Source organism: Mangrovitalea sediminis (assembly GCF_002514725.1).
Taxonomy (GTDB): Bacteria; Pseudomonadota; Gammaproteobacteria; order Pseudomonadales; family Oleiphilaceae; genus Mangrovitalea; species Mangrovitalea sediminis.
This window is the reverse complement of record NZ_NTLB01000008.1, coordinates 38467-57286: the sequence shown is the minus strand read 5'-3', so window position 1 is coordinate 57286 and position 18820 is coordinate 38467. Positions and strand designations below refer to the sequence as shown.

The 18820-nt window shown below is 59.4% G+C and carries 20 protein-coding genes; 14 read left to right on the top strand and 6 right to left on the bottom strand.

Going from position 1 to position 18820, the window contains the following annotated elements:
* Positions 1 to 77 precede the first annotated feature (77 nt).
* Entirely contained in the window at positions 78 to 1460 is a 1383-nt protein-coding gene (gene radA, locus CLR77_RS19030; RefSeq protein ID WP_097462407.1) for a DNA repair protein RadA, read from the top strand.
* Positions 1461 to 1473: 13 nt separating this feature from the next.
* On the opposite strand, the gene CLR77_RS19025 is transcribed toward radA, so the two are convergent.
* Both CLR77_RS19025 and ettA read right to left on the bottom strand, forming a co-directional pair.
* Positions 1474 to 1842, bottom strand: coding sequence for a PilZ domain-containing protein (locus tag CLR77_RS19025; protein ID WP_406564973.1), 369 nt, complete (start codon positions 1840 to 1842; stop codon positions 1474 to 1476).
* Between the two features lie 192 nt (positions 1843 to 2034).
* A complete protein-coding gene (ettA, locus tag CLR77_RS19020) occupies positions 2035 to 3696 on the bottom strand; it encodes an energy-dependent translational throttle protein EttA (RefSeq protein WP_097462301.1) in 1662 nt (553 codons plus the stop codon).
* 302 nt (positions 3697 to 3998) lie between these two features.
* Here ettA and glyA point away from each other — a divergent pair, with 302 nt between their 5' ends.
* The 9 genes from glyA to CLR77_RS18975 all read left to right on the top strand — a co-directional run bounded on the left by glyA (position 3999) and on the right by CLR77_RS18975 (position 11358).
* Positions 3999 to 5255, top strand: coding sequence for a serine hydroxymethyltransferase (glyA, locus tag CLR77_RS19015; protein ID WP_097462300.1), 1257 nt, complete (start codon positions 3999 to 4001; stop codon positions 5253 to 5255).
* A gap of 75 nt (positions 5256 to 5330) precedes the next feature.
* Positions 5331 to 5840 (top strand): transcriptional regulator NrdR, encoded by a 510-nt coding sequence (nrdR, locus tag CLR77_RS19010; protein ID WP_097462299.1) that lies wholly within the window; start codon positions 5331 to 5333, stop codon positions 5838 to 5840.
* Positions 5841 to 5863: 23 nt separating this feature from the next.
* Positions 5864 to 6988: a bifunctional diaminohydroxyphosphoribosylaminopyrimidine deaminase/5-amino-6-(5-phosphoribosylamino)uracil reductase RibD gene (gene ribD, locus CLR77_RS19005; RefSeq protein ID WP_097462298.1), complete on the top strand. Its 1125-nt coding sequence runs from the start codon at positions 5864 to 5866 to the stop codon at positions 6986 to 6988.
* Between the two features lie 4 nt (positions 6989 to 6992).
* Positions 6993 to 7652, top strand: coding sequence for a riboflavin synthase (locus CLR77_RS19000; RefSeq protein WP_097462297.1), 660 nt, complete (start codon positions 6993 to 6995; stop codon positions 7650 to 7652).
* Positions 7653 to 7693: 41 nt separating this feature from the next.
* A complete protein-coding gene (ribBA, locus tag CLR77_RS18995; protein WP_097462296.1) occupies positions 7694 to 8806 on the top strand; it encodes a bifunctional 3,4-dihydroxy-2-butanone-4-phosphate synthase/GTP cyclohydrolase II in 1113 nt (370 codons plus the stop codon).
* Positions 8807 to 8877: 71 nt separating this feature from the next.
* Positions 8878 to 9354 carry a 6,7-dimethyl-8-ribityllumazine synthase gene (ribH, locus tag CLR77_RS18990; RefSeq protein ID WP_097462295.1) on the top strand — a complete coding sequence of 159 codons (477 nt, stop codon included), beginning with the start codon at positions 8878 to 8880 and terminating at the stop codon, positions 9352 to 9354.
* Positions 9354 to 9836 (top strand): transcription antitermination factor NusB, encoded by a 483-nt coding sequence (nusB, locus tag CLR77_RS18985; RefSeq protein ID WP_097462294.1) that lies wholly within the window; start codon positions 9354 to 9356, stop codon positions 9834 to 9836. The genes ribH and nusB overlap by 1 nt, the downstream gene beginning before the upstream one ends.
* Before the next feature lie 17 nt (positions 9837 to 9853).
* Complete coding sequence (gene thiL, locus CLR77_RS18980; RefSeq protein WP_097462293.1) at positions 9854 to 10831, top strand: thiamine-phosphate kinase; 978 nt, start codon at positions 9854 to 9856, stop codon at positions 10829 to 10831.
* Positions 10831 to 11358, top strand: a complete 528-nt coding sequence (locus CLR77_RS18975) for a phosphatidylglycerophosphatase A family protein (protein WP_097462292.1) — start codon at positions 10831 to 10833, stop codon at positions 11356 to 11358. Before thiL ends, CLR77_RS18975 begins: the two co-directional genes overlap by 1 nt.
* A 97-nt stretch (positions 11359 to 11455) precedes the next feature.
* Here the strand turns inward: CLR77_RS18975 and CLR77_RS18970 are convergent, their stop codons facing one another.
* On the bottom strand, positions 11456 to 11662 hold the full coding sequence (locus CLR77_RS18970; protein WP_097462406.1) for a DUF6316 family protein: 207 nt from the start codon (positions 11660 to 11662) through the stop codon (positions 11456 to 11458).
* Between the two features lie 253 nt (positions 11663 to 11915).
* On the opposite strand from CLR77_RS18970, the gene CLR77_RS18965 reads away from it, so the two are divergent.
* From CLR77_RS18965 to amrA, 3 genes are all read left to right on the top strand, one after another.
* Positions 11916 to 12488 carry a DUF2057 family protein gene (locus CLR77_RS18965; RefSeq protein ID WP_158227244.1) on the top strand — a complete coding sequence of 191 codons (573 nt, stop codon included), beginning with the start codon at positions 11916 to 11918 and terminating at the stop codon, positions 12486 to 12488.
* Positions 12489 to 12580: 92 nt separating this feature from the next.
* On the top strand, positions 12581 to 13378 hold the full coding sequence (gene amrB / locus CLR77_RS18960; protein ID WP_097462290.1) for an AmmeMemoRadiSam system protein B: 798 nt from the start codon (positions 12581 to 12583) through the stop codon (positions 13376 to 13378).
* On the top strand, positions 13356 to 13964 hold the full coding sequence (gene amrA, locus CLR77_RS18955) for an AmmeMemoRadiSam system protein A (RefSeq protein WP_097462289.1): 609 nt from the start codon (positions 13356 to 13358) through the stop codon (positions 13962 to 13964). Before amrB ends, amrA begins: the two co-directional genes overlap by 23 nt.
* Here the strand turns inward: amrA and CLR77_RS18950 are convergent.
* Together CLR77_RS18950 and CLR77_RS18945 are read right to left on the bottom strand one after the other, a co-directional pair.
* Positions 13961 to 15505 (bottom strand): wax ester/triacylglycerol synthase family O-acyltransferase, encoded by a 1545-nt coding sequence (locus tag CLR77_RS18950; protein ID WP_097462288.1) that lies wholly within the window; start codon positions 15503 to 15505, stop codon positions 13961 to 13963. The two genes, amrA and CLR77_RS18950, sit on opposite strands and share 4 nt — an antisense overlap.
* Before the next feature lie 191 nt (positions 15506 to 15696).
* Complete coding sequence (locus CLR77_RS18945; RefSeq protein WP_097462287.1) at positions 15697 to 16611, bottom strand: LysR family transcriptional regulator; 915 nt, start codon at positions 16609 to 16611, stop codon at positions 15697 to 15699.
* A gap of 107 nt (positions 16612 to 16718) precedes the next feature.
* On the opposite strand from CLR77_RS18945, the gene CLR77_RS18940 reads away from it, so the two are divergent.
* Entirely contained in the window at positions 16719 to 17711 is a 993-nt protein-coding gene (locus CLR77_RS18940; protein WP_097462405.1) for a glutathione S-transferase family protein, read from the top strand.
* Positions 17712 to 17777: 66 nt separating this feature from the next.
* Here the strand turns inward: CLR77_RS18940 and ispB are convergent, their stop codons facing one another.
* Positions 17778 to 18746, bottom strand: coding sequence for an octaprenyl diphosphate synthase (gene ispB, locus CLR77_RS18935; RefSeq protein WP_097462286.1), 969 nt, complete (start codon positions 18744 to 18746; stop codon positions 17778 to 17780).
* Positions 18747 to 18820: the final 74 nt, after the last annotated feature.

Below are 18820 nucleotides of genomic sequence, written 5' to 3'. Positions count from 1 at the left end.
TCTCAGGGGTGAGTAGCTATTTGCTGACAGATTCGCTACGGTTGGCCGTCTCCAACTGAGTGGCGATGAACGGCGTTATGGCGAAGAACAAGGTAGCCTTCGTTTGTACCGATTGCGGTGCGGAATACACGAAGTGGCAGGGCCAGTGCGGTGCCTGCCGGGCCTGGAACACCATCAGCGAATTTCGCGGGGCGTCCTCCCCGGGCACGGCCTCAAGGGGTGCCCGTTTTCAGGGCTATGCCGGTGCCCTGAGTCAGGTCAGTACCCTGGATCAGATCGATCTTTCGGAGCAGGAACGTGTCGGCTCCGGTATGAGTGAGCTGGACCGTGTTCTGGGGGGCGGGTTGGTGCCCGGTTCCGCCGTATTGATCGGCGGCCATCCCGGGGCCGGCAAAAGCACGCTGTTACTGCAAACCCTTTGTCATCTCTCTCAGCAACTGTCCACCTTGTATGTGACCGGGGAAGAGTCCCTGCAGCAGGTGGCCTTGCGGGCGCGCCGTCTGGGGTTGCCGACGGATCGCCTGAAAATCCTCTCGGAAACCAGTGTCGAGCAGATCGTCCAGATCGCGGAGCAGGAAAAGCCGCGGGTCATGGTCGTCGATAGTATTCAGGTGATGCATATCGGTGAGGTGGAGTCGGCGCCCGGGAGCGTCTCCCAGGTGCGTGAGAGTGCGGCGTTCCTGACCCGTTTCGCCAAGCAATCCGGCACAGTGTTGCTGCTGGTGGGGCACGTTACCAAAGATGGCAGTCTTGCGGGGCCGAAAGTGCTTGAGCACATGATCGACTGCTCGATGTTGCTCGAAGGCTCCTCCGATAGTCGCTTCAGGACCCTGCGTGGCACCAAAAACCGGTTTGGGGCGGTGAATGAACTGGGTGTCTTTGCCATGATGGAGCAAGGGCTGAAAGAGGTGAAAAATCCCAGCGCGATCTTCCTTAACCGGAGTTCCGAAGAGGCGCCGGGTAGCGTCGTCATGGTGGTATGGGAGGGAACGCGACCGCTGCTGGTCGAGATTCAGGCGTTGGTGGATACGGCGCAGGCCGGCTATCCGAGGCGCGTGGCTGTCGGACTCGATGGTAATCGACTATCGATGCTGTTGGCGGTCTTGCATCGTCATGGTGGTTTGCATTGTGCGGACCAGGATGTTTTCGTCAATGTCGTCGGCGGGGTGAAGGTTACCGAAACATCGGCCGACCTGGCCCTGCTGGCGGCGATAGTCTCTTCGTTTCGGGATCGGACGCTGCCGCAGGATCTGGTGATTTTTGGCGAGGTAGGATTGTCCGGAGAAATTCGCCCCGTACCGAGTGGGCAGGAGCGTATTCTGGAAGCGGCCAAGCACGGCTTTAAAGTGGCGGTCGTACCGAAGGGCAATGCGCCCAGAAAGCCGGTAGAGAATATGAAAATCGTGCCCGTAACGCGGCTTGGCGAGGCGCTGGAGGCGCTGGCGGATTTATACCGTTAAGCAACGTTGTTTCTCAGGCGTCCTTCCCCAGGGCCATAAGTTCACGGCCGAGCAGGGTGGGGTCGCCGAGATTGAGTTCGACTAGCCGCTTGAGGTGACTTGCGCTTTCCAGGTCGATGTACTGGCAGAGGAATCCCAGTTGGGTTTCCGCGGTGTGCTTGAGCTGGAGGGCCATGACGATGGCGATGCCCTGTTCGGCCAGATGGATGACCACTTCAAAGGGCTTTTTCAGGTCGCCGTTCCAGTTGTCCGGTTTGCGCACCAGGATACCCTTGAGAGAAATGTCCTGCACTTCGGTGCGCCATTGCTGGTCGCCTTGATGCAGTTCGCAAGGGGCATCGAAAAGGATTCTGCTGAATCGGCGCCGGTCGGTCGGTTTCATGCTCAACGGATTCACCTGCATCGCTAAAGTAAGAAGACGCGTGGTCTCTGACAGTTTATGGCAGCCGACGAGGGCCAAGTTTGGCTCATTGTCGTCTCTTGATCACTCTAGCTTCTTACTATAGACGCGATTGGGTGAAGCGTGAATGGATTGGCACCCCGCGGGTTCAGGGCGCGGGGTGCCAATAGCCGCCTAGGCGAGGCGCTTGTACTTCACTCGCTGCGGCGCGAGGGCAGAATCGCCCTTACGGCGGCGGTAGTCCTCGTCGTATTCGCTGAAGTTGCCTTCGAACCAGACCACTTCGCTGTCGCCCTCGAATGCCAGGATGTGTGTTGCCACACGATCCAGGAACCAGCGATCGTGGGAGATCACGATGGCGCAGCCGGGGAAGGCGAGCAGTGCCTCTTCCAGGGCGCGGAGGGTCTCGACATCGAGGTCGTTGGTCGGCTCATCGAGCAGCAGAACGTTGCCGCCCGCCTTGAGCAGCTTGGCCAGGTGGAGGCGGTTGCGTTCACCACCGGAAAGGTCGCCTACCCGCTTCTGCTGGTCGGTGCCCTTGAAGTTGAAGCGGCCGACATAGGCGCGGGACGGGACCTGATAGCTGCCTACCTGGATGATGTCCTGGCCGTCGCTGACCTCTTCCCAAACGGTCTTGCTGCTATCCAGATCGCGCGTCTGGTCTACCCAGGCGAGCTCGACGGTTTCACCGATGCGGATTTCCCCGCTGTCCGGCTTGTCGGCGCCGGCGATCATCCGGAACAGCGTCGATTTACCGGCACCGTTACCGCCGATGATACCGACGATACTGCCGGGCGGAATTGTCAGGGACAGGTTCTCATAGAGCAGCTTATCGTCGAATCGCTTGCTGATATTGTCGATCTCGATGACCTTGTCGCCAAGGCGCGGGCCGGGCGGGATATAGAGCTCGTTGGTCTCGTTGCGCTTTTGGAAGTCCTGGGAGTTCAGTTCGTCGAAACGGGCCAGACGTGCCTTGCTCTTGGCTTGGCGCCCCTTGGGGTTGCTACGCACCCATTCCAGCTCGTGTTTGATGGCCTTCTGGTGGGCAGCTTCCTGCTTGGCCTCGGCTTCGAGACGCTTCTCTTTGGCTTCCAGCCATTGGCTGTAGTTGCCTTCGTAGGGAATGCCGTGTCCGCGGTCGAGCTCCAGTATCCAGCCTGCGACATTGTCCAGGAAGTAACGGTCGTGGGTGATGGCTACGACTGTGCCGGGGTAGTCGTGCAGGAAACGCTCCAGCCAGGCGACGCTCTCGGCGTCCAGGTGGTTGGTAGGCTCATCGAGGAGCAGCATGTCCGGCCCGGACAGCAACAGGCGGCACAGAGCGACCCGCCGGCGTTCGCCTCCTGACAGGTTCTTCACCGAAGCTTCCCAGGGCGGCAGGCGCAAGGCATCGGCGGCGACTTCCAGCTTGCGGTCGATGTCGTGTCCTTCGGCGGCCTGAATATAACTCTCAAGTTCGCCTTGTTCCTTGGCTAGGGCATCGAAGTCTGCGTCAGGTTCGGCGTAGGCAGCGTAGATGGCATCCAGGCGCTGCAGGGCGTCGCGTACGGCGGATACGGCTTCGTCCACGACCTCGCGGACAGTCTTGCTTTCATCCAGTTGCGGCTCCTGGGGCAGGTAACCTACCTTGATGCCGGGTTGGGGACGGGCTTCGCCGATATAGTCCTGGTCGACGCCGGCCATGATGCGCAGCAATGTCGACTTGCCGGCACCGTTCAGGCCGAGGACGCCGATTTTTGCGCCTGGGAAGAAACTGAGGGAGATGTCCTTGAGGATTTCTCGCTTGGGTGGGACGACTTTGCCCACCCGGTTCATCGTGAAAACGTATTGAGCCATAACGGAATCGATACCTGAGGTCGTAGTGTTGCGTCGACGCGCATCCTTATGAGGTCCTGTGTGTAAGGCCTCGTCGGTGTCGCGAACCGGATGCGCCTGAACGGCCTGGATTCACGGACTCTTCGAAGGATTGGGTGCGCAAGGGATTCAAGCCGCTACGTTAACCAATCCGACTGGGCATGGCAATTGGCGAAGGCCTGCACAGGCGTGGTGCCATTGGCGCCCTTATACGCTAAAATAGGCGCCCATTTCCGCAGGGCTGCGCTGGCTGGCGCGGCAAGTTAACGCTACAGGGGCTGATGATGTTTACGCGCGACATGAAGATTGCCGGTTTTGATGACGAGATCTGGACTGCCATGGAGGCCGAGAAGGTCCGCCAGGAAGAGCATATCGAGCTGATCGCGTCGGAAAATTATACCAGCCCGCGGGTTATGGAAGCTCAGGGTAGCGTGCTGACCAACAAGTATGCCGAAGGCTATCCGCACAAGCGTTATTACGGCGGTTGTGAATTTGTCGATCAGGTGGAGCAATTGGCCATCGAGCGCGCCTGCGAACTGTTCGGCGCTGACTATGCCAACGTCCAGCCGCACTCTGGCTCACAGGCTAATGCCGCAGTGTATATGGCCTTGATGCAACCGGGCGATACCGTGCTCGGCATGAGCCTGGCTCATGGTGGCCACCTGACTCACGGTGCTTCCGTGAACTTCTCCGGCAAGATTTACAAGGCTGTTCAGTATGGCCTGAACACGGAAACCGGCCTGATTGATTACGACGAAGTCGAACGCCTTGCTCTGGAGCACAAGCCGAAGATGATCGTGGCGGGTTTCTCCGCGTATTCCCAGGCGCTGGATTTCGCACGTTTCCGTGATATTGCGGATAAGGTCGGCGCCTACCTCTTCGTAGATATGGCCCACGTCGCCGGCTTGGTCGCTGCCGGGGTTTATCCCAATCCGATGCCTTACGCGGACGTTGTGACCACGACCACGCACAAGACGTTGCGGGGTCCGCGTGGTGGCCTGATCCTGGCTCGCGTCAATGAAGACCTGCAGAAAAAACTGAATTCCGCCGTTTTTCCGGGCAGCCAGGGTGGTCCCCTGATGCATGTGATCGCCGCCAAGGCAGTCTGCTTCAAAGAAGCGATGAGCGACGAGTTCAAGACTTACCAGCAGCAGGTCGTCAAGAATGCCCAGGTAATGGCCGGCGTCTTCATCGACCGTGGTTTTGACGTTGTTTCCGGTGGTACCGAGAACCACCTGTTCCTGGTAAGCCTGATCAAGCAGGATATTACCGGTAAGGATGCGGATGCAGCGCTGGGTAGTGCCCATATTACCGTCAACAAGAACGCGGTTCCCAACGATCCTCGCTCTCCCTTTGTCACCTCCGGCCTGCGCGTCGGTACCCCTGCAGTGACGACCCGTGGTTTCGGTGAAGCGGAGTGTCGGCAATTGGCAGGCTGGATGTGTGATATCTTGGACGACATCGCCAATGAAGAGACGATCAACCGGGTTCGCGAACATGTGAAGGCACTTTGCGCTCGCTTCCCGGTTTACGCGCAGTAAAAGATCCATGCGCGGCCTTCGCGGCCGCGCCCGGCTCGGGTGAGCCGACATAATTCGCTGCGACAGGAGCCCGTTATGCACTGCCCATTTTGTGGTGAGGCGGATACTAAAGTCATCGATTCACGATTGGTGGCGGATGGTGATCAGGTGCGTCGACGGCGGGAGTGCCTGTCCTGCAAAGAACGTTTCACTACCTTTGAAACGGCCGAGTTGGTGATGCCGCGTGTGGTCAAGCAGGACGGCACGCGCACACCCTTCGATGAAGACAAGCTACGTGCCGGCATGATGAAAGCGCTGGAAAAACGGCCTGTCAGCATTGAAGAGATCGAAGCGGCGATTAACCGTATCAAGTTTCATCTGCGTGCCACTGGAGAACGGGAAGTGAAGTCCCTGGTGGTAGGGGAAGCTGTGATGTCTGAGCTGCGTCAGCTCGACAAAGTGGCCTATGTGCGTTTTGCTTCCGTTTACCGTAGCTTCCAGGACGTCAACGAATTCAAGGAAGAGATCGAGCGGCTGTCCCGTCATGGGAATGAGGCCGGTGACGCCGCGGAAGTTGCTGGTGCTCTGGCCCGCGACAAAGAGTAAGAGTGAGCCCCTTTTCTACGCGAATGACAGTCTCTGATGATCGCCGTCATATGGCCCGGGCGCTGCAATTGGCAGAGCGCGGCCTGTACTCCACCGATCCCAATCCTCGCGTTGGCTGCGTTATCGTCGCTGCTGGTGAGGTCGTCGGCGAAGGCTGGCATGAGCGTGCTGGAGGCCCCCATGCAGAAGTCCACGCTTTGCAGGCAGCCGGCGCTAAGGCGCTCGGCGCCACGGCCTATGTCACGCTGGAACCCTGCAGTCATCATGGCAGGACGCCGCCCTGCGCGGATGCGTTGATCCGTGCGGGCATTGCTCGGGTCGTCGTCGCTATGGAAGACCCCAATCCGCAGGTTGCGGGTGGCGGCCTTCAGCGGCTACGTGGCGCGGGTATCGATGTCGAGTCGGGGCTGATGGCCGCTCAGGCGGAAGCGCTTAATCCGGGCTTTTTGAAGCGGATGCGAACCGGGCGCCCTTTTGTTCGGGTCAAGATTGCGGCCAGCCTGGATGGGCGGACCGCTATGGCATCAGGGGAAAGCCAGTGGATTACCGGCCCGGAAGCGCGGGCCGACGTCCAGCGTCTCCGTGCGCGCAGCTCTGCGATAGTGACTGGGATTGGGACGCTGCTGGCGGACCGTCCAGCGCTGACGGTGCGAGAGACGGAGATGGGTGGCCTGGGCGACCATGCGTCGCCCGGCCGGCAGCCCTTACGGGTGGTATTGGACAGCCGCTTGCGTTCTCCCCTCGATGCGCCTTTGTTTCAGCAGGCCGGCAACAGTGTCGTCCTGACCACGCGGGACAGTCTGCAGAACCATTCTGTGCAGGCGGCTGCATTGAGTTCGGCCGGCGTGCTCGTTGAGGCCCTTGGCGAGACTGAGGCTGTAGACCTTGCTGCTGTCCTCGACTGGCTTGGGGCTCGGGGTTGTAACGAAGTTCTGGTGGAAGCCGGGCCGACGCTGGCGGGGGCTTTCCTGTCAGCAGACCTGGTCGATGAATTCTGGCTCTACCAGGCCCCGGTCTTGCTGGGCAGCGAGGCCCGGCCGCTGGTTGACCTGCCGATCCAGCAGATGGCGGACCGTCTCCGTTTGCGGGTTTTGGATCGGCGTATGGTGGGCCAGGATCAGCGTCTGGTTCTTGGTGTCGGAGAATAGCGGCATGTTTACCGGAATTATTCAGGCGGTAGGGCGCATTCGACGGAGTGTGCGGCAGGGGGATGACCTGGTGCTCGATGTCGGTTCTGCGGGCCTGGATATGAGCGACGTTCAACTGGGCGACAGCATTGCCGTCAACGGCGTCTGCCTGACCGTGACGCAGTGGGATGCCGACAGTTTTCAGGCCGACGTCTCCGCGGAAACACTACGTCATTCCCGTCTCGGGGATGTTGCCACCGGGGACAAGGTCAATCTGGAAAAGGCGCTGCAACTCGGCGGCCGGCTTGGCGGTCATCTCGTGAGCGGCCATGTGGATGGTGTCGGCACGCTTGTGGAGCGCCGGGAAGACGGGCGGGCCATTCGTCTGCGGATTATGCCGCCCGAAGGACTGGCACGTTATATCGCCACTCGCGGTTCCATTACCGTTGATGGCGTCAGCCTCACCGTTAATACGGTGGGTGCGAAGGATTTCTGGCTGAATGTGGTGCCCCACACCGCGCGCGAAACCATTATTGGGGACTACCGTGTCGGGCAGCGAGTTCATCTCGAGGCCGACATGATCGCGCGCTATACGGAACGCTTGCTACAGTCATCGCATGATGCGGACGAGTCCTCGTCCGGCATGACGCTGGCGTGGCTTGTGCAACAGGGCTACCGGCGATAAACCCGCGGCTGACAAGGCCGTCTGGAGAAAGGTGCAGTTCAATGGCACTCAACAGTATCGAAGAGATTATCGAAGATATCCGTCAGGGCAAGATGGTTATCCTGATGGATGATGAAGACCGCGAAAACGAAGGCGACCTGATTATGGCCGCTGAATGCGTCCGCGCCGAACATATCAATTTCATGGCGCGGGAAGCTCGCGGCCTCATCTGTATGCCGATGAGTCGTGAGCGCTGCGAGCAACTGAAGTTGCCACTGATGGTGCAGAGCAACAATTCCGGTTTCGGTACTCGTTTTACCGTATCCATCGAGGCCGCCGAAGGGGTGACTACCGGTATTTCGGCAGCCGACCGGGCGCGCACGGTGGAAGCCGCGGCCGCGCGTAACGCGCGCCCTGAAGATATCGTCAGTCCTGGCCATATCTTCCCGTTGATGGCGCAGCCCGGTGGGGTGCTTTCCCGGGCCGGCCATACGGAGGCCGCCTGTGACCTGGCGAGCATGGCGGGTTTCGAGGCTTCGGGAGTGATCTGTGAGATCATGAACGACGACGGCAGCATGGCGCGTCGCCCGGAGCTGGAGAAGTTCGCAGAGCAGCACGGCCTGAAAATCGGCACCATCGCGGATCTCATCCATTATCGCGTGACGACCGAGCACACGGTGGCTTGCGTTGACGAATACGATCTTGAAACCGATCACGGTACTTTCCACCTGCGTACCTACCGTGACAGCATTCAGGGAAGTACGCATCTGGCCTTGACGATGGGCAGCTTCACCGCAGATGAGCCGGTGATGGTGCGGGTTCACATCACAGACACCCTGCGTGATCTGTTGGGCGCGCATCGCGCCGGTACGGCAAGTTGGCCGCTGCATCGTTCGCTGGCGAAAATCGCCGAGGAAGGTCAGGGTGTGGTGGTTATCCTCAATAATGGTGAGGATAGCGTTGGCCTCGGTGATCGTATCCGCGAGTTTTTTGGTGGACGGCCGTCCGCTCCGAAAGAGGGGCCGGCCGGCGTATACATGACGGTGGGTACCGGGTCTCAGATTCTGCGTGACCTGGGCGTGGCCAAGATGCGGCTACTGAGTGCGCCCATAAAATTTACGGCGATTTCCGGGTTTGACCTGGAGGTTGTTGAATACCTGCCCTTCGAGGGCTAACGGGTCGGTTCCGTACCGACGGACAATACGATGGTCGCCTTCGCCGGGTGACGATCAGGTGGGAGTGAGGCATGGGCGATATCAAGACATACGAAGGCGACTTCGCACAGTGTACCGGCCGTTATGCAATCGTGGTCGGTCGTTTCAACAGTTTTGTGGTGGAGAGTCTGCTCGACGGCGCTGTGGATACATTGCGTCGGCATGGCATCGACAGCGACAGCATCACGATTTACCGGGCGCCGGGTGCCTTCGAGATACCCCTGGTCGTGAAGCGGGTTGCCAGCGGCGGGAAGCACGACGCAGTTATTGCACTGGGTGCCGTTATTCGTGGTGGTACACCGCATTTTGAGTATGTGGCTGGCGAGTGTGCCAAGGGGCTGGGCGTGGTAAGTCTGGAAACGGGAATTCCTGTCTCGTTTGGTGTACTGACGGTGGATACGATTGAGCAGGCTATCGAGCGGTCTGGCACCAAAGCCGGTAACAAGGGGGGCGAAGCAGCCCTGTCGGCGTTGGAAATGGTCAGCCTGTTGCGGAACATGGGTGAGTAATGAGTGTGACTGACGATCAAGACGGGGTTCCAGGCAGCACCAATCGCGCGCCGAAGCCGGCAGAGCGGCGGCGTGCCCGTGTGATGGCATTACAGGCGCTGTACCAGCGTCATATGGCCAAGGCGGCGGTTAGCCAGATTGAAGCGGAGTTCCGGGTGGATAACGACATGTCCAATGTCGACCTTCCTTATTTCCAGGATCTCCTGCGAGGCGTGGATCGCCACCAGAATGAGCTGGACCAGGTACTTCAACCCTATCTGGACCGGCCGATCCACGAGGTCGACCCTATCGAACTCTGTATCCTGCGCCTCGGTGCCTACGAGCTGAAGCATCGTATCGATGTGCCATACAAGGTGGTTTTGAACGAGACCATTGAGCTTGCCAAGCGTTTTGGTGGCACCGAAGGACACAAATACGTCAATGGCATCCTCGACAAGCTTTCCCAGCGTATCCGGATCGTCGAGGCCCGGGCCGGTCGCTAAGCCGGTTCGGGATGTCGATGGGCGAATTCGAGCTTATCTCCCGCTTTTTCGAGCCTCTGGGCAGCCGGGTGCAACACCCGGAAGTTGCCCTTGGGATCGGCGATGACTGTGCTCTCCTGCGGTTACCGGCGGGAGAGGCCATGGCGATCTCGGTCGATAGCCTGATCGAAGGTGTTCACTTTCCGGCAGACTGCGATCCAGAGCGCCTGGGTTGGCGCTCACTGGCGGTGGCGGCGAGTGATCTGGCCGCAATGGGCGCCCGCCCCCTGGGTTTTACGCTGGCGATGACACTTCCACAGGCCAATCCATCTTGGCTGACAGGTTTTGCGCGAGGACTTGGGCAAGCAGCGCAGTGCTTTGATCTGGCTCTGCTCGGGGGTAACACCACTCGCGGTCCGCTGAATATCACGATTCAGGTGCAGGGGTCCGTTCCGCCGCAGCATGCCTTGCACCGTCAGGGCGCGAGGGCCGGGGACTTGATCTGTGTTTCCGGCACACTCGGCGATGCGGGTGAAGCGCTAAACTGGTTGGAGCATCCGGGTGCCGACACTGACGTGGCATTCCTTTTGGAACGCTATTACCGGCCAACGCCAAGACTGGCGTTGGGGCAGGCTCTTCGGCGTAGGGCCTCTGCCGCGATAGACATATCCGATGGCTTTTTAGCCGATCTGGGACATGTCCTGACGGCATCCGGCGCCGGCGCCGTTATCGACGCCGACGCATTGCCTATATCGCCGGCGTTGCACCGGGTAGCAGGAGAGCGGGCGCTTCAGAAAGCATTGCAGGCCGGTGACGACTACGAACTTTGTTTTTGCTGGCCGTCATCATTGCCGCTGCCTGCAAAGATTGCCGATACACCGGTGACTGCTGTCGGTGTTGTTGAAGCGCTGCCGGGTATTCGGCTGCGCGCCGGTGACAACGTGAGCGAGCAGCTTTCCTCCGGCTTTGATCATTTTCGCCCGCCAGCGAAACCCGTGCGCGAGGAGTCGCCCTGATGTCCGACAGTTCCTCATCCGGCAAGCCGACACCACCGCCGCTACCACCGGGATTCCTCCGCGACCCGTTGCATCTTCTGGCCTTTGGACTGGGCAGTGGTGCCATCCGGCCCGCACCGGGTACTTGGGGGTCCTTGGCCGCGTTACCTCTGTATGCTCTATTGAGGTTGATGCCGGCCTGGGCCTATGGGGTGATGTTGATCGCAGCCTTTGTGTTTGGTGTGTATCTGTGTGGACGAACCTCGCGCGCGCTCAACGTCCATGATCACAGCGGCATTGTCTGGGATGAATTCGTCGGAATGTGGCTGACGTTGGTGTTACGGCCGTCGAACCTATGGGTGATCCTGCTGGGGTTTGCATTGTTCCGCCTGTTCGACATCGTTAAGCCCTGGCCCATTGGCTGGCTCGATCGCCGCGTCCCTGGCGGTGTAGGGATCATGCTGGATGATGTGATTGCGGGTTTATACGCGCTGATAGCACTGGTCATTCTCCAGCACTTTCTGGCGCTGGGTGGCAGCTGGGGCTGAATCGGGAACACACGGAGTGGCGGGGAGCAGGCGTTTTCGGGTGAAAAGGACGCCGACTCCCTGGCTTCCATGAGGCATTTTGAACCCTTCGCGATGGTTACTGGGCGCGAGCTTCCATCGGTAGCAGGTTCACCACACGCAAAAAACGCTGCAAACCCGTCTCTGCCCGTTCGCGTGAGGCATAAGGACCACTGTCGAACCCCTCTCTGGTCGTGAAATACCAGCGCGATCCTACGCAGAAAAAGCGACTGCTGCGGAAAGGAATCGAGCCTGCTTCACCATCGCGATGCGCTTGCTCTACCATGTTGCCTCCCATTCCCACCCTCTTGTGTTTTTGTCGACGACCTGTTTTTGGGGTTGGATTGTTTAAAATGTATGCCAGAGCAAAAACTTTGCAACATTTTTTTACATTGTAAGTCGGCAGCGGGTCATCCGTATCGGACTTTGGTCGCAAGTTGACCAACGCGATGCTTGATTGCGACGTCCTGGCACGCCAGAATCGGATGCCAGAAAACTTCCCGCCGATTCCCGTCCGCTTTGAACCAAGGAGAATGGCCATGCGCCTTCAACCCATCAGGTCTGTTATTGCTTTCTGTGCGATTTCGATTGCACTTGCCGGTTGTAGCATGACGCCTTCGTCCGAACAGTCAGTGATGCAGAATAGCAACGTCGCCGTATTGCATACTGATGATCACATCAGAGTGTTAGCCATCGATGGCAAGAAGCAACTGCCGCCGTTACTGGGCCATTTCGCGAAGGATTTCGAGCTTAGCCCGGGGACTCACACGATTGAGTTCAAATATGTCAGTGTCTGGACCAGGAAACAGTTCAATCCTGACCAGGTAGATAATGCGATCGCGATCGACTCTGCGCCGCAGGCTCTGACATTCAATGCCGAGGCGGGCCATCGCTACCATTTCGCCTATCCGAAGCCCAGCACCCGTGAGGAGACTCGCGCACTGGTCAGCGACTTCAACCCGAAGCTGATCGACGAAGGCGGAAAGGTCGCCGTCAAGACCACGAATGCGCCGGTCGACAGTGCCACTCTGGGGCAGTTGAAATCTCTCTGGCAGAATGCATCTCCGAAAGACCGCAAAGCATTTTTGGATTGGGCCGATAAGACGCGGTGAGGGGAGCGCGTTTTTCCGCCTGTAAAAGTGCTTGATCCCGGGGTGCCGGTCTCTTCACACTGGAGGCCGGATACCTCGTGGAGGCAGCCCTCATGTCCAACGTGCGTCCCGCTGCGGTCGCCGGCCTTTTTTACCCGAGCGACCCTCTCGAACTGCAACAGACTGTTCACCACTTTCTCGGTGATGCTGGCGAGCCGCGAAACTCGCTGGATTCACGTCAACCCAGGGCGCTGATCGTGCCCCATGCCGGCTATCTATATTCCGGGCATGTCGCCGGCCTGGTTTATCGTCGGCTTATAAACTGTTCCCAAGCCATTCGGCGTGTGTTGTTGCTGGGTCCATCGCACAGGGTGCCTTTGAGGGGAATTGCCGTGCCCCGCTGGCAGCGTTTTGCCTTGCCGGGAGGTGAAGTCCTACTGGACCGCGAGGGAATTGACCTGGTCGCTGGCTGCGAGGGGGTCATCGAAGCCGATCAGCCCCATGTGCTCGAGCATGCGCTTGAAGTTCAGCTCCCTTTTTTAAATGCAATTCTTGACCGCTATACGCTGGTGCCACTTGTGGTGGGTGAGGTTCCGGCCGAGCTGGTCGCCGCTGTGATCGACACCGTTGTTGGGCAGGACGGAACGCTGGTGGTCGTCAGTTCGGACTTGAGTCATTACCACCCTTGGAGGGATGCGCGGCAGCGGGATCAGGACACGGCCGATCTTATCCTGCGGCTGGAGGGGCACTTGAGGGGGGAGCAGGCCTGTGGATGTTATGCGATTAACGGTCTGCTCCAGGTGGCTGCTCAGCGCGGTTGGAAGCCTGAATTGGTGGCGCTTGAAAATTCAGGCGATACTGCGGGAAGTCGGGATAGAGTAGTAGGTTATGGTGGATTTGCCTTTTACTGAGGCGACCCTGCGTCCCCATGGTGACACTTTGCTCAGGGTGGCGCGCCGTGCGTTGGTCTATAGCGTCGGTCAGCGCGAGGTGATGCCTTTGGAGCACGATGACTGGCCGCCGGCATTGAGTGCGGCCGGGATGAGTTTTGTGACGTTGACCTGTGGTGGCGACTTGAGGGGATGTATCGGCTCCCTGCAAGCGCGAGGCCCTTTACTGAGCGATATTGTCCAGAATACCTATTCGGCTGCTTGCCGTGATCCACGCTTTGCCCCTGTGGCGCCGGATGAACTGGGGACGATCTGCCTGGATATCTCGGTGTTGATGCCGCCGCAGGCGCTGGAGGCTGCTGATGAGCGCAGTCTGCTGAACCAGTTGCGACCTGGTGTCGACGGCCTGGTGCTGGAAGCGGGATCTCGGCGGGCAACCTTTTTGCCCAGTGTCTGGTCGTCCTTGCCGGAACCGCAGGATTTCCTCGACCATTTGCGGCTCAAAGCCGGTCTGCCCAGGGATTTCTGGGGGCAGGAGCTGCGGTTTTTCCGTTACAAGGCGCTGATTTTCAAAGAGTCTGACGCGTCCGGCGTTAAGGCACCTTAGCTGCGCTGGCGAAAGCGTTTCCACTGCTGGCTGACGTTGTCGACCACCTGCTCAGCACAGTTCAGTGCGGTTTCCATGAGCACCTCGCCCTGTCGGGGAGGCAGGGGCGGAACCGTGTCGTCTTCCGGCAGCAGTTCCGCGGCGGCGTCCTCAATGGCGCTCAGACTTTCCTCGATAAGCACCCTGAAGCAGTCACCATCGTCAATCACATCCGGTGCGAGCGTCAGGTTGAAGCTGAGAACCCCTTCATAGCTGACGGCCACGATAACCAGGCCCAGTCCATCGAACAGCGGTGCGAAATTGAACTGCCGCATCAGTCGGGCACCTTGCAGGTACAGCGGTACCTGCGGGCCTGGCACATTGGTGATCGGGACGTTGAACATCGGGCGGTAATATTGGGCCAGCTGGAACTCGGAATACAGCCGCGCAGACAGACCCAGCAGGGTCGAGGGAACCAGTTCGGTGAGACGGTCGGCGGCGATCGCTTCCTGGTACGACTCCGAGACGACCGCATTGCGATGGATGATGCGGATGCGCTTGGCTGGATCGGGTTCATCGGTGGCGAGACTGAGCGTCATGGCGGACATTTGGTTGCCCGTCGGCCGGCGCAGGCTTCTTGAGCGCACTGAAACCGGGGTGAGTGCGACCAGGGGGCGATCGGGCATCTGGCGGTGATCGTTCAGGTAGCGGCTCAGGGTCTCGGCGCAGACACCGAGGACCACGTCGTTGAGTGTGACATCGCCGATGGCGGACTTTACGGCTTTCAGCCGTGCCAGTGGGACGTCTACGGAAACCAGTTTGCGGCGTGCCGTGATGCCTCGATTGAAGGGGCTGCGGGGTGCGTTGAAAAAGGCGCGAGGCAGGCTCCGTCGAACGACTTGGGGCAGCATGAGATTCTGCAGCGATGCTGAAAGCGCATGTCGGCCAATCGCCGCCAAACGGAAGGGTTTGCGCAGGGCGTTGGTTGCTCCCTGCATTACCAGCCGTTGTGTCGACGGCAGCGGCCGGGGGCGCCATGCCGGTGCAGGCGGCACGGGCCGCGGCTCTGGCGAATATTCCAGTAGCGTGCCCATGATGTCCTCGCCGCTGAAGGCATCGATGGCCGCGTGATGGATACGTATGATCATGGCGAAGCTGTGGGGGGGCAGCTCATCACTGACTTCGAGGCCGTCGACGAAGGTAATGTGCCAGAGTGGGCGGTCGCGCTTGAGGGGTTCCTCGATAATGCGCTCGGCGAGTTGCACCACCCCGTTCAGGTCCTGTCGCCCGCTCAGCGTCACATAAGCCAGGTGGCGCTCGATGCTGAAATCGGGATCGTCCACCCAGTAGGGAAGATCCAGCGCCAGGGGAATCGTCATCAGTCGCTGGCGAAAGAAGTGTGCAACATGCAGGCGGCTGCGCAGATAGCCGGCGAAAGCCTCGAACGATAAAGGTCTGTCTCGCGCGGAACCGTCGAAAACATAGACTCCGCCGATGTGCATCGGCGTGTTCTCCGATTCCAAATAGAGGAAAGACGCGTCCAGCTCGGACAACTGCTGCATGGTTGTGCTCCCTGCCTCGTTTCATCTGATATCTGATTGAAGGCCGCTGATTATACTATGGGGGCGTTGTCCAATGCGCTGAATTCACATGGCCTTGTGGGACATCTGCAGTCCGCAGTGCTTTGAATGCCGGTTTTCGGCAGCCTGGGTACACTGGCTCCGCAGGGAGTTGAGTTGTGTCCGGCTGGCTGTCAGCCGTGGGTTGTCCAGTCGTGAAATGCGGTAGGGCGGCTCAGCCGCTCCCAGAACCAGTCCAACGCCTTGCCCTGGGCGTCGGTGTGGCGGGCCAGGTGCAGGCTGACCGGGTTACGCCGGCTTTCTGTTTTCAGCGCTATCAGTTGGCCCCGCTCCAGGAGCTGGCGCACGCGAGGTTCCGGTAGCCAGCCAACACCGAGTCCGGCGACCTGCGCCTGAATTTTCTGATCGATATTGGTCACCGTCAGCGTCTGTTGCCGGGCGAAAATGCCTGCCGAGCCCGGTGGTAGCCGCCTGGCGCTATCGGCTGCGACTACGGCGGGATAGGCGCTGATATGGTCGTCATTCAGCGGTGTGGGTAAGCGGGTGAGTGGATGGTCGGCTGCGACAGCATAAACAAAGGTGATTTCGCCAAGTGGGTGGGTGGCGAACTCGCCCGCCGGTCGGGTGAGCGGGTCGGCGCCGACCACCAGATCCGCCCGTCGGGCCATCAGTGCTTCCCAGGCGCCAACAAAGACTTCCTCGATCAGCTGGACTTCGACCGGGACGCCCAGGGCTTGAAATTCCTGGATGGCGGGGAACAGGCACTGGATCGGTAGTAAGGTGTTGATCGCTATCTTGAGTCGGGTTTCCCAGCCCTGGGCCACTTGGCGGGTTGTGTGGGCCAGTTGATCGGCAGCGTCCAGAAGATGTCTTCCCTGATCCAGAAGATAACGCCCGGCAGGTGTCAGGATAGCCTTGTGGCCGCTTCGGTCGAAGAGCGATACGCAAAGGTCTTCTTCCAGCCGCTGGATGGTGTAGCTGATCGCCGACGGGACGCGGTGCAGCTCGCTGGCTGCAGCGGCAAAACTACCGCAGCGCTCGATCGCGTCCAGTACTCGGAGTGCTTCGATAGTGATGGGAGGATGCATGGTTCAAACTTTCTGATGTAATCAGTCAAAAATGATCATTTGAGCCCGAGTCAGTGTACCCCTATTGTGTCGACAATAAGCAAAGTGACTTGATGCAGGAGGTTTTCGTGGGTTTACTGGTGAAAGGACAGTGGCAGGATCGCTGGTACGACACTGAAAACACGGGCGGTGTCTTTATCCGGGAAGACAGTCAGTTCCGTGACTGGATTACTCCCGGAGGCGAACCCGGTCCTGAGGGGCAGGCGGCACTTCCAGCCGCGTCCGGTCGTTTCCATCTTTACGTTTCTCTGGCCTGTCCCTGGGCTCACCGTACGCTGATTTTTCGCAAGCTGAAGGGATTGGAATCGCATCTTTCGGTGTCGTTCGTGCATCCACACATGCTGGAAAATGGCTGGGAGTTTCGCCCGGATGCTGCGGTACACCGGGATGATGTGAATCAGGCGAGATATCTGCACCAGATCTATACAGCGACCGACGCGGACTATTCCGGGCGGGTTACCGTGCCGGTGCTCTGGGATCGTGAGACGCGGCGCATCGTCAATAATGAGTCGTCCGATATCATCCGGATTCTGAATACGGCGTTCAGTGGGCTGGGCGCCCGTGACTATGATTTCTACCCGCAGGACCTGCGTGGTGATATCGATGCCTGGAATGCAGAGATCTACCCAAAGGTTAATAACGGCGTGTATCGGGCTGGCTTCGCCACCACACAAGATGCCTATGAAGAAGCCTACAAGGCGTTGTTCGAGATGCTGGATCGGCTCGAGTCACATCTGGGGCGGCAGCGCTATCTGGTGGGGAATCGATTGACCGAGGCTGACTGGCGCCTTTTTACCACCTTGATACGGTTCGATGCCGTCTACTTCAGTCACTTCAAATGTAACCGGCAGCGGTTGACAGATTTCCCCCATCTTTCAGGTTATCTGCGAGATCTCTTCCAGGTGCCGGGGGTGGCGGAAACCGTGGATGTCGGCGAGATCAAGTCTCACTATTACTACAGTCAGCGGACGGTGAATCCTACAGGGATTGTGCCGGTCGGGCCGCTGCTGGATTTTACCCAGCCCCATGGGCGGGCGGCCCTCGGGCCGGACTCTTTTTGAGGCTGTGATATTGGGGGGTGTCCGCGGGCACAGCTCTGCGCCCGCGACGAAAACCTCATGAAGCGGTCAGGCTGAGCGCGCGACGGCGAGTTCTGCGAGTCCGAACAGCGATTCCCGGTGTGGCGATTCGGGCAGGCAGGTCAGGCAGGATTTCGCCTTGTCGACGTGGTCCTTGGCCAGTTGCATTGTGTAGTCCAGGGCGCCGGTGGTTTCGACGATGCCGCAAATGCGTTCCAACTGGTCCAGTCCACCCTGACGGATAGCCCTGCGGATAAGTTGGCGCTCTTCCTCGTTACCGTGCTCCATGGCCTTCAGCAGGGGCAGGGTGGGTTTCCCCTCGGCGAGGTCGTCGCCGACGTTCTTGCCCATTGCTTCGGCGCTGCTGCGATAATCCAGGACATCGTCCACTAATTGGAACGCCAGGCCTAGATGCAGCCCGTAGTCGCGAAGGGCCGCTTCCGTGTGCTCGTCGGCACCGGAAAGTATGGCGCCGCTGTGAGAGGCCGCCTGGAACAGCATGGCCGTCTTGCTGCGGATGACGTCCATATAGTTGGCTTCGCTAATGTCCGGGTTTTTCACATTCATCAGCTGTAGCACTTCGCCTTCTGCAATGACGGCGGTAGCGCTCGACAGCACGTTCATGATGGCCATGCTGTCCAGCTCGACCATCATCTGGAAGGCGCGTGAGTACAGGAAGTCGCCAACCAGAACACTTGGTGCGTTACCCCAGCGGGCATTGGCCGTAGCGCGACCGCGGCGCAGGTCCGACGTATCGACGACATCGTCGTGCAGGAGTGTGGCCGTATGCAGGAATTCGATAACCGCGGCCAGTTTGAGGTGATCCTCTCCCCGATGCTTCAGGGCCCGCGCGGTGAGTAGCACCAATAACGGGCGCATGCGCTTGCCGCCGCTTTCCACGATGTATTGGGCTATCTTTTCCACCAGTGGCACATGCGAGGACAGCCGGTCGAAAATGAGTTGGTTGACCAGACCAAAATCGTCCGCCACGGTGTCGTAGATTTGTTGCACCTTCATGCCGCTGATCCAGAGCTGATCGAAAAGTGGGAGGTAGGAACGCGGCAATGCTAGGTATTGCGGCTTTAAGTGTC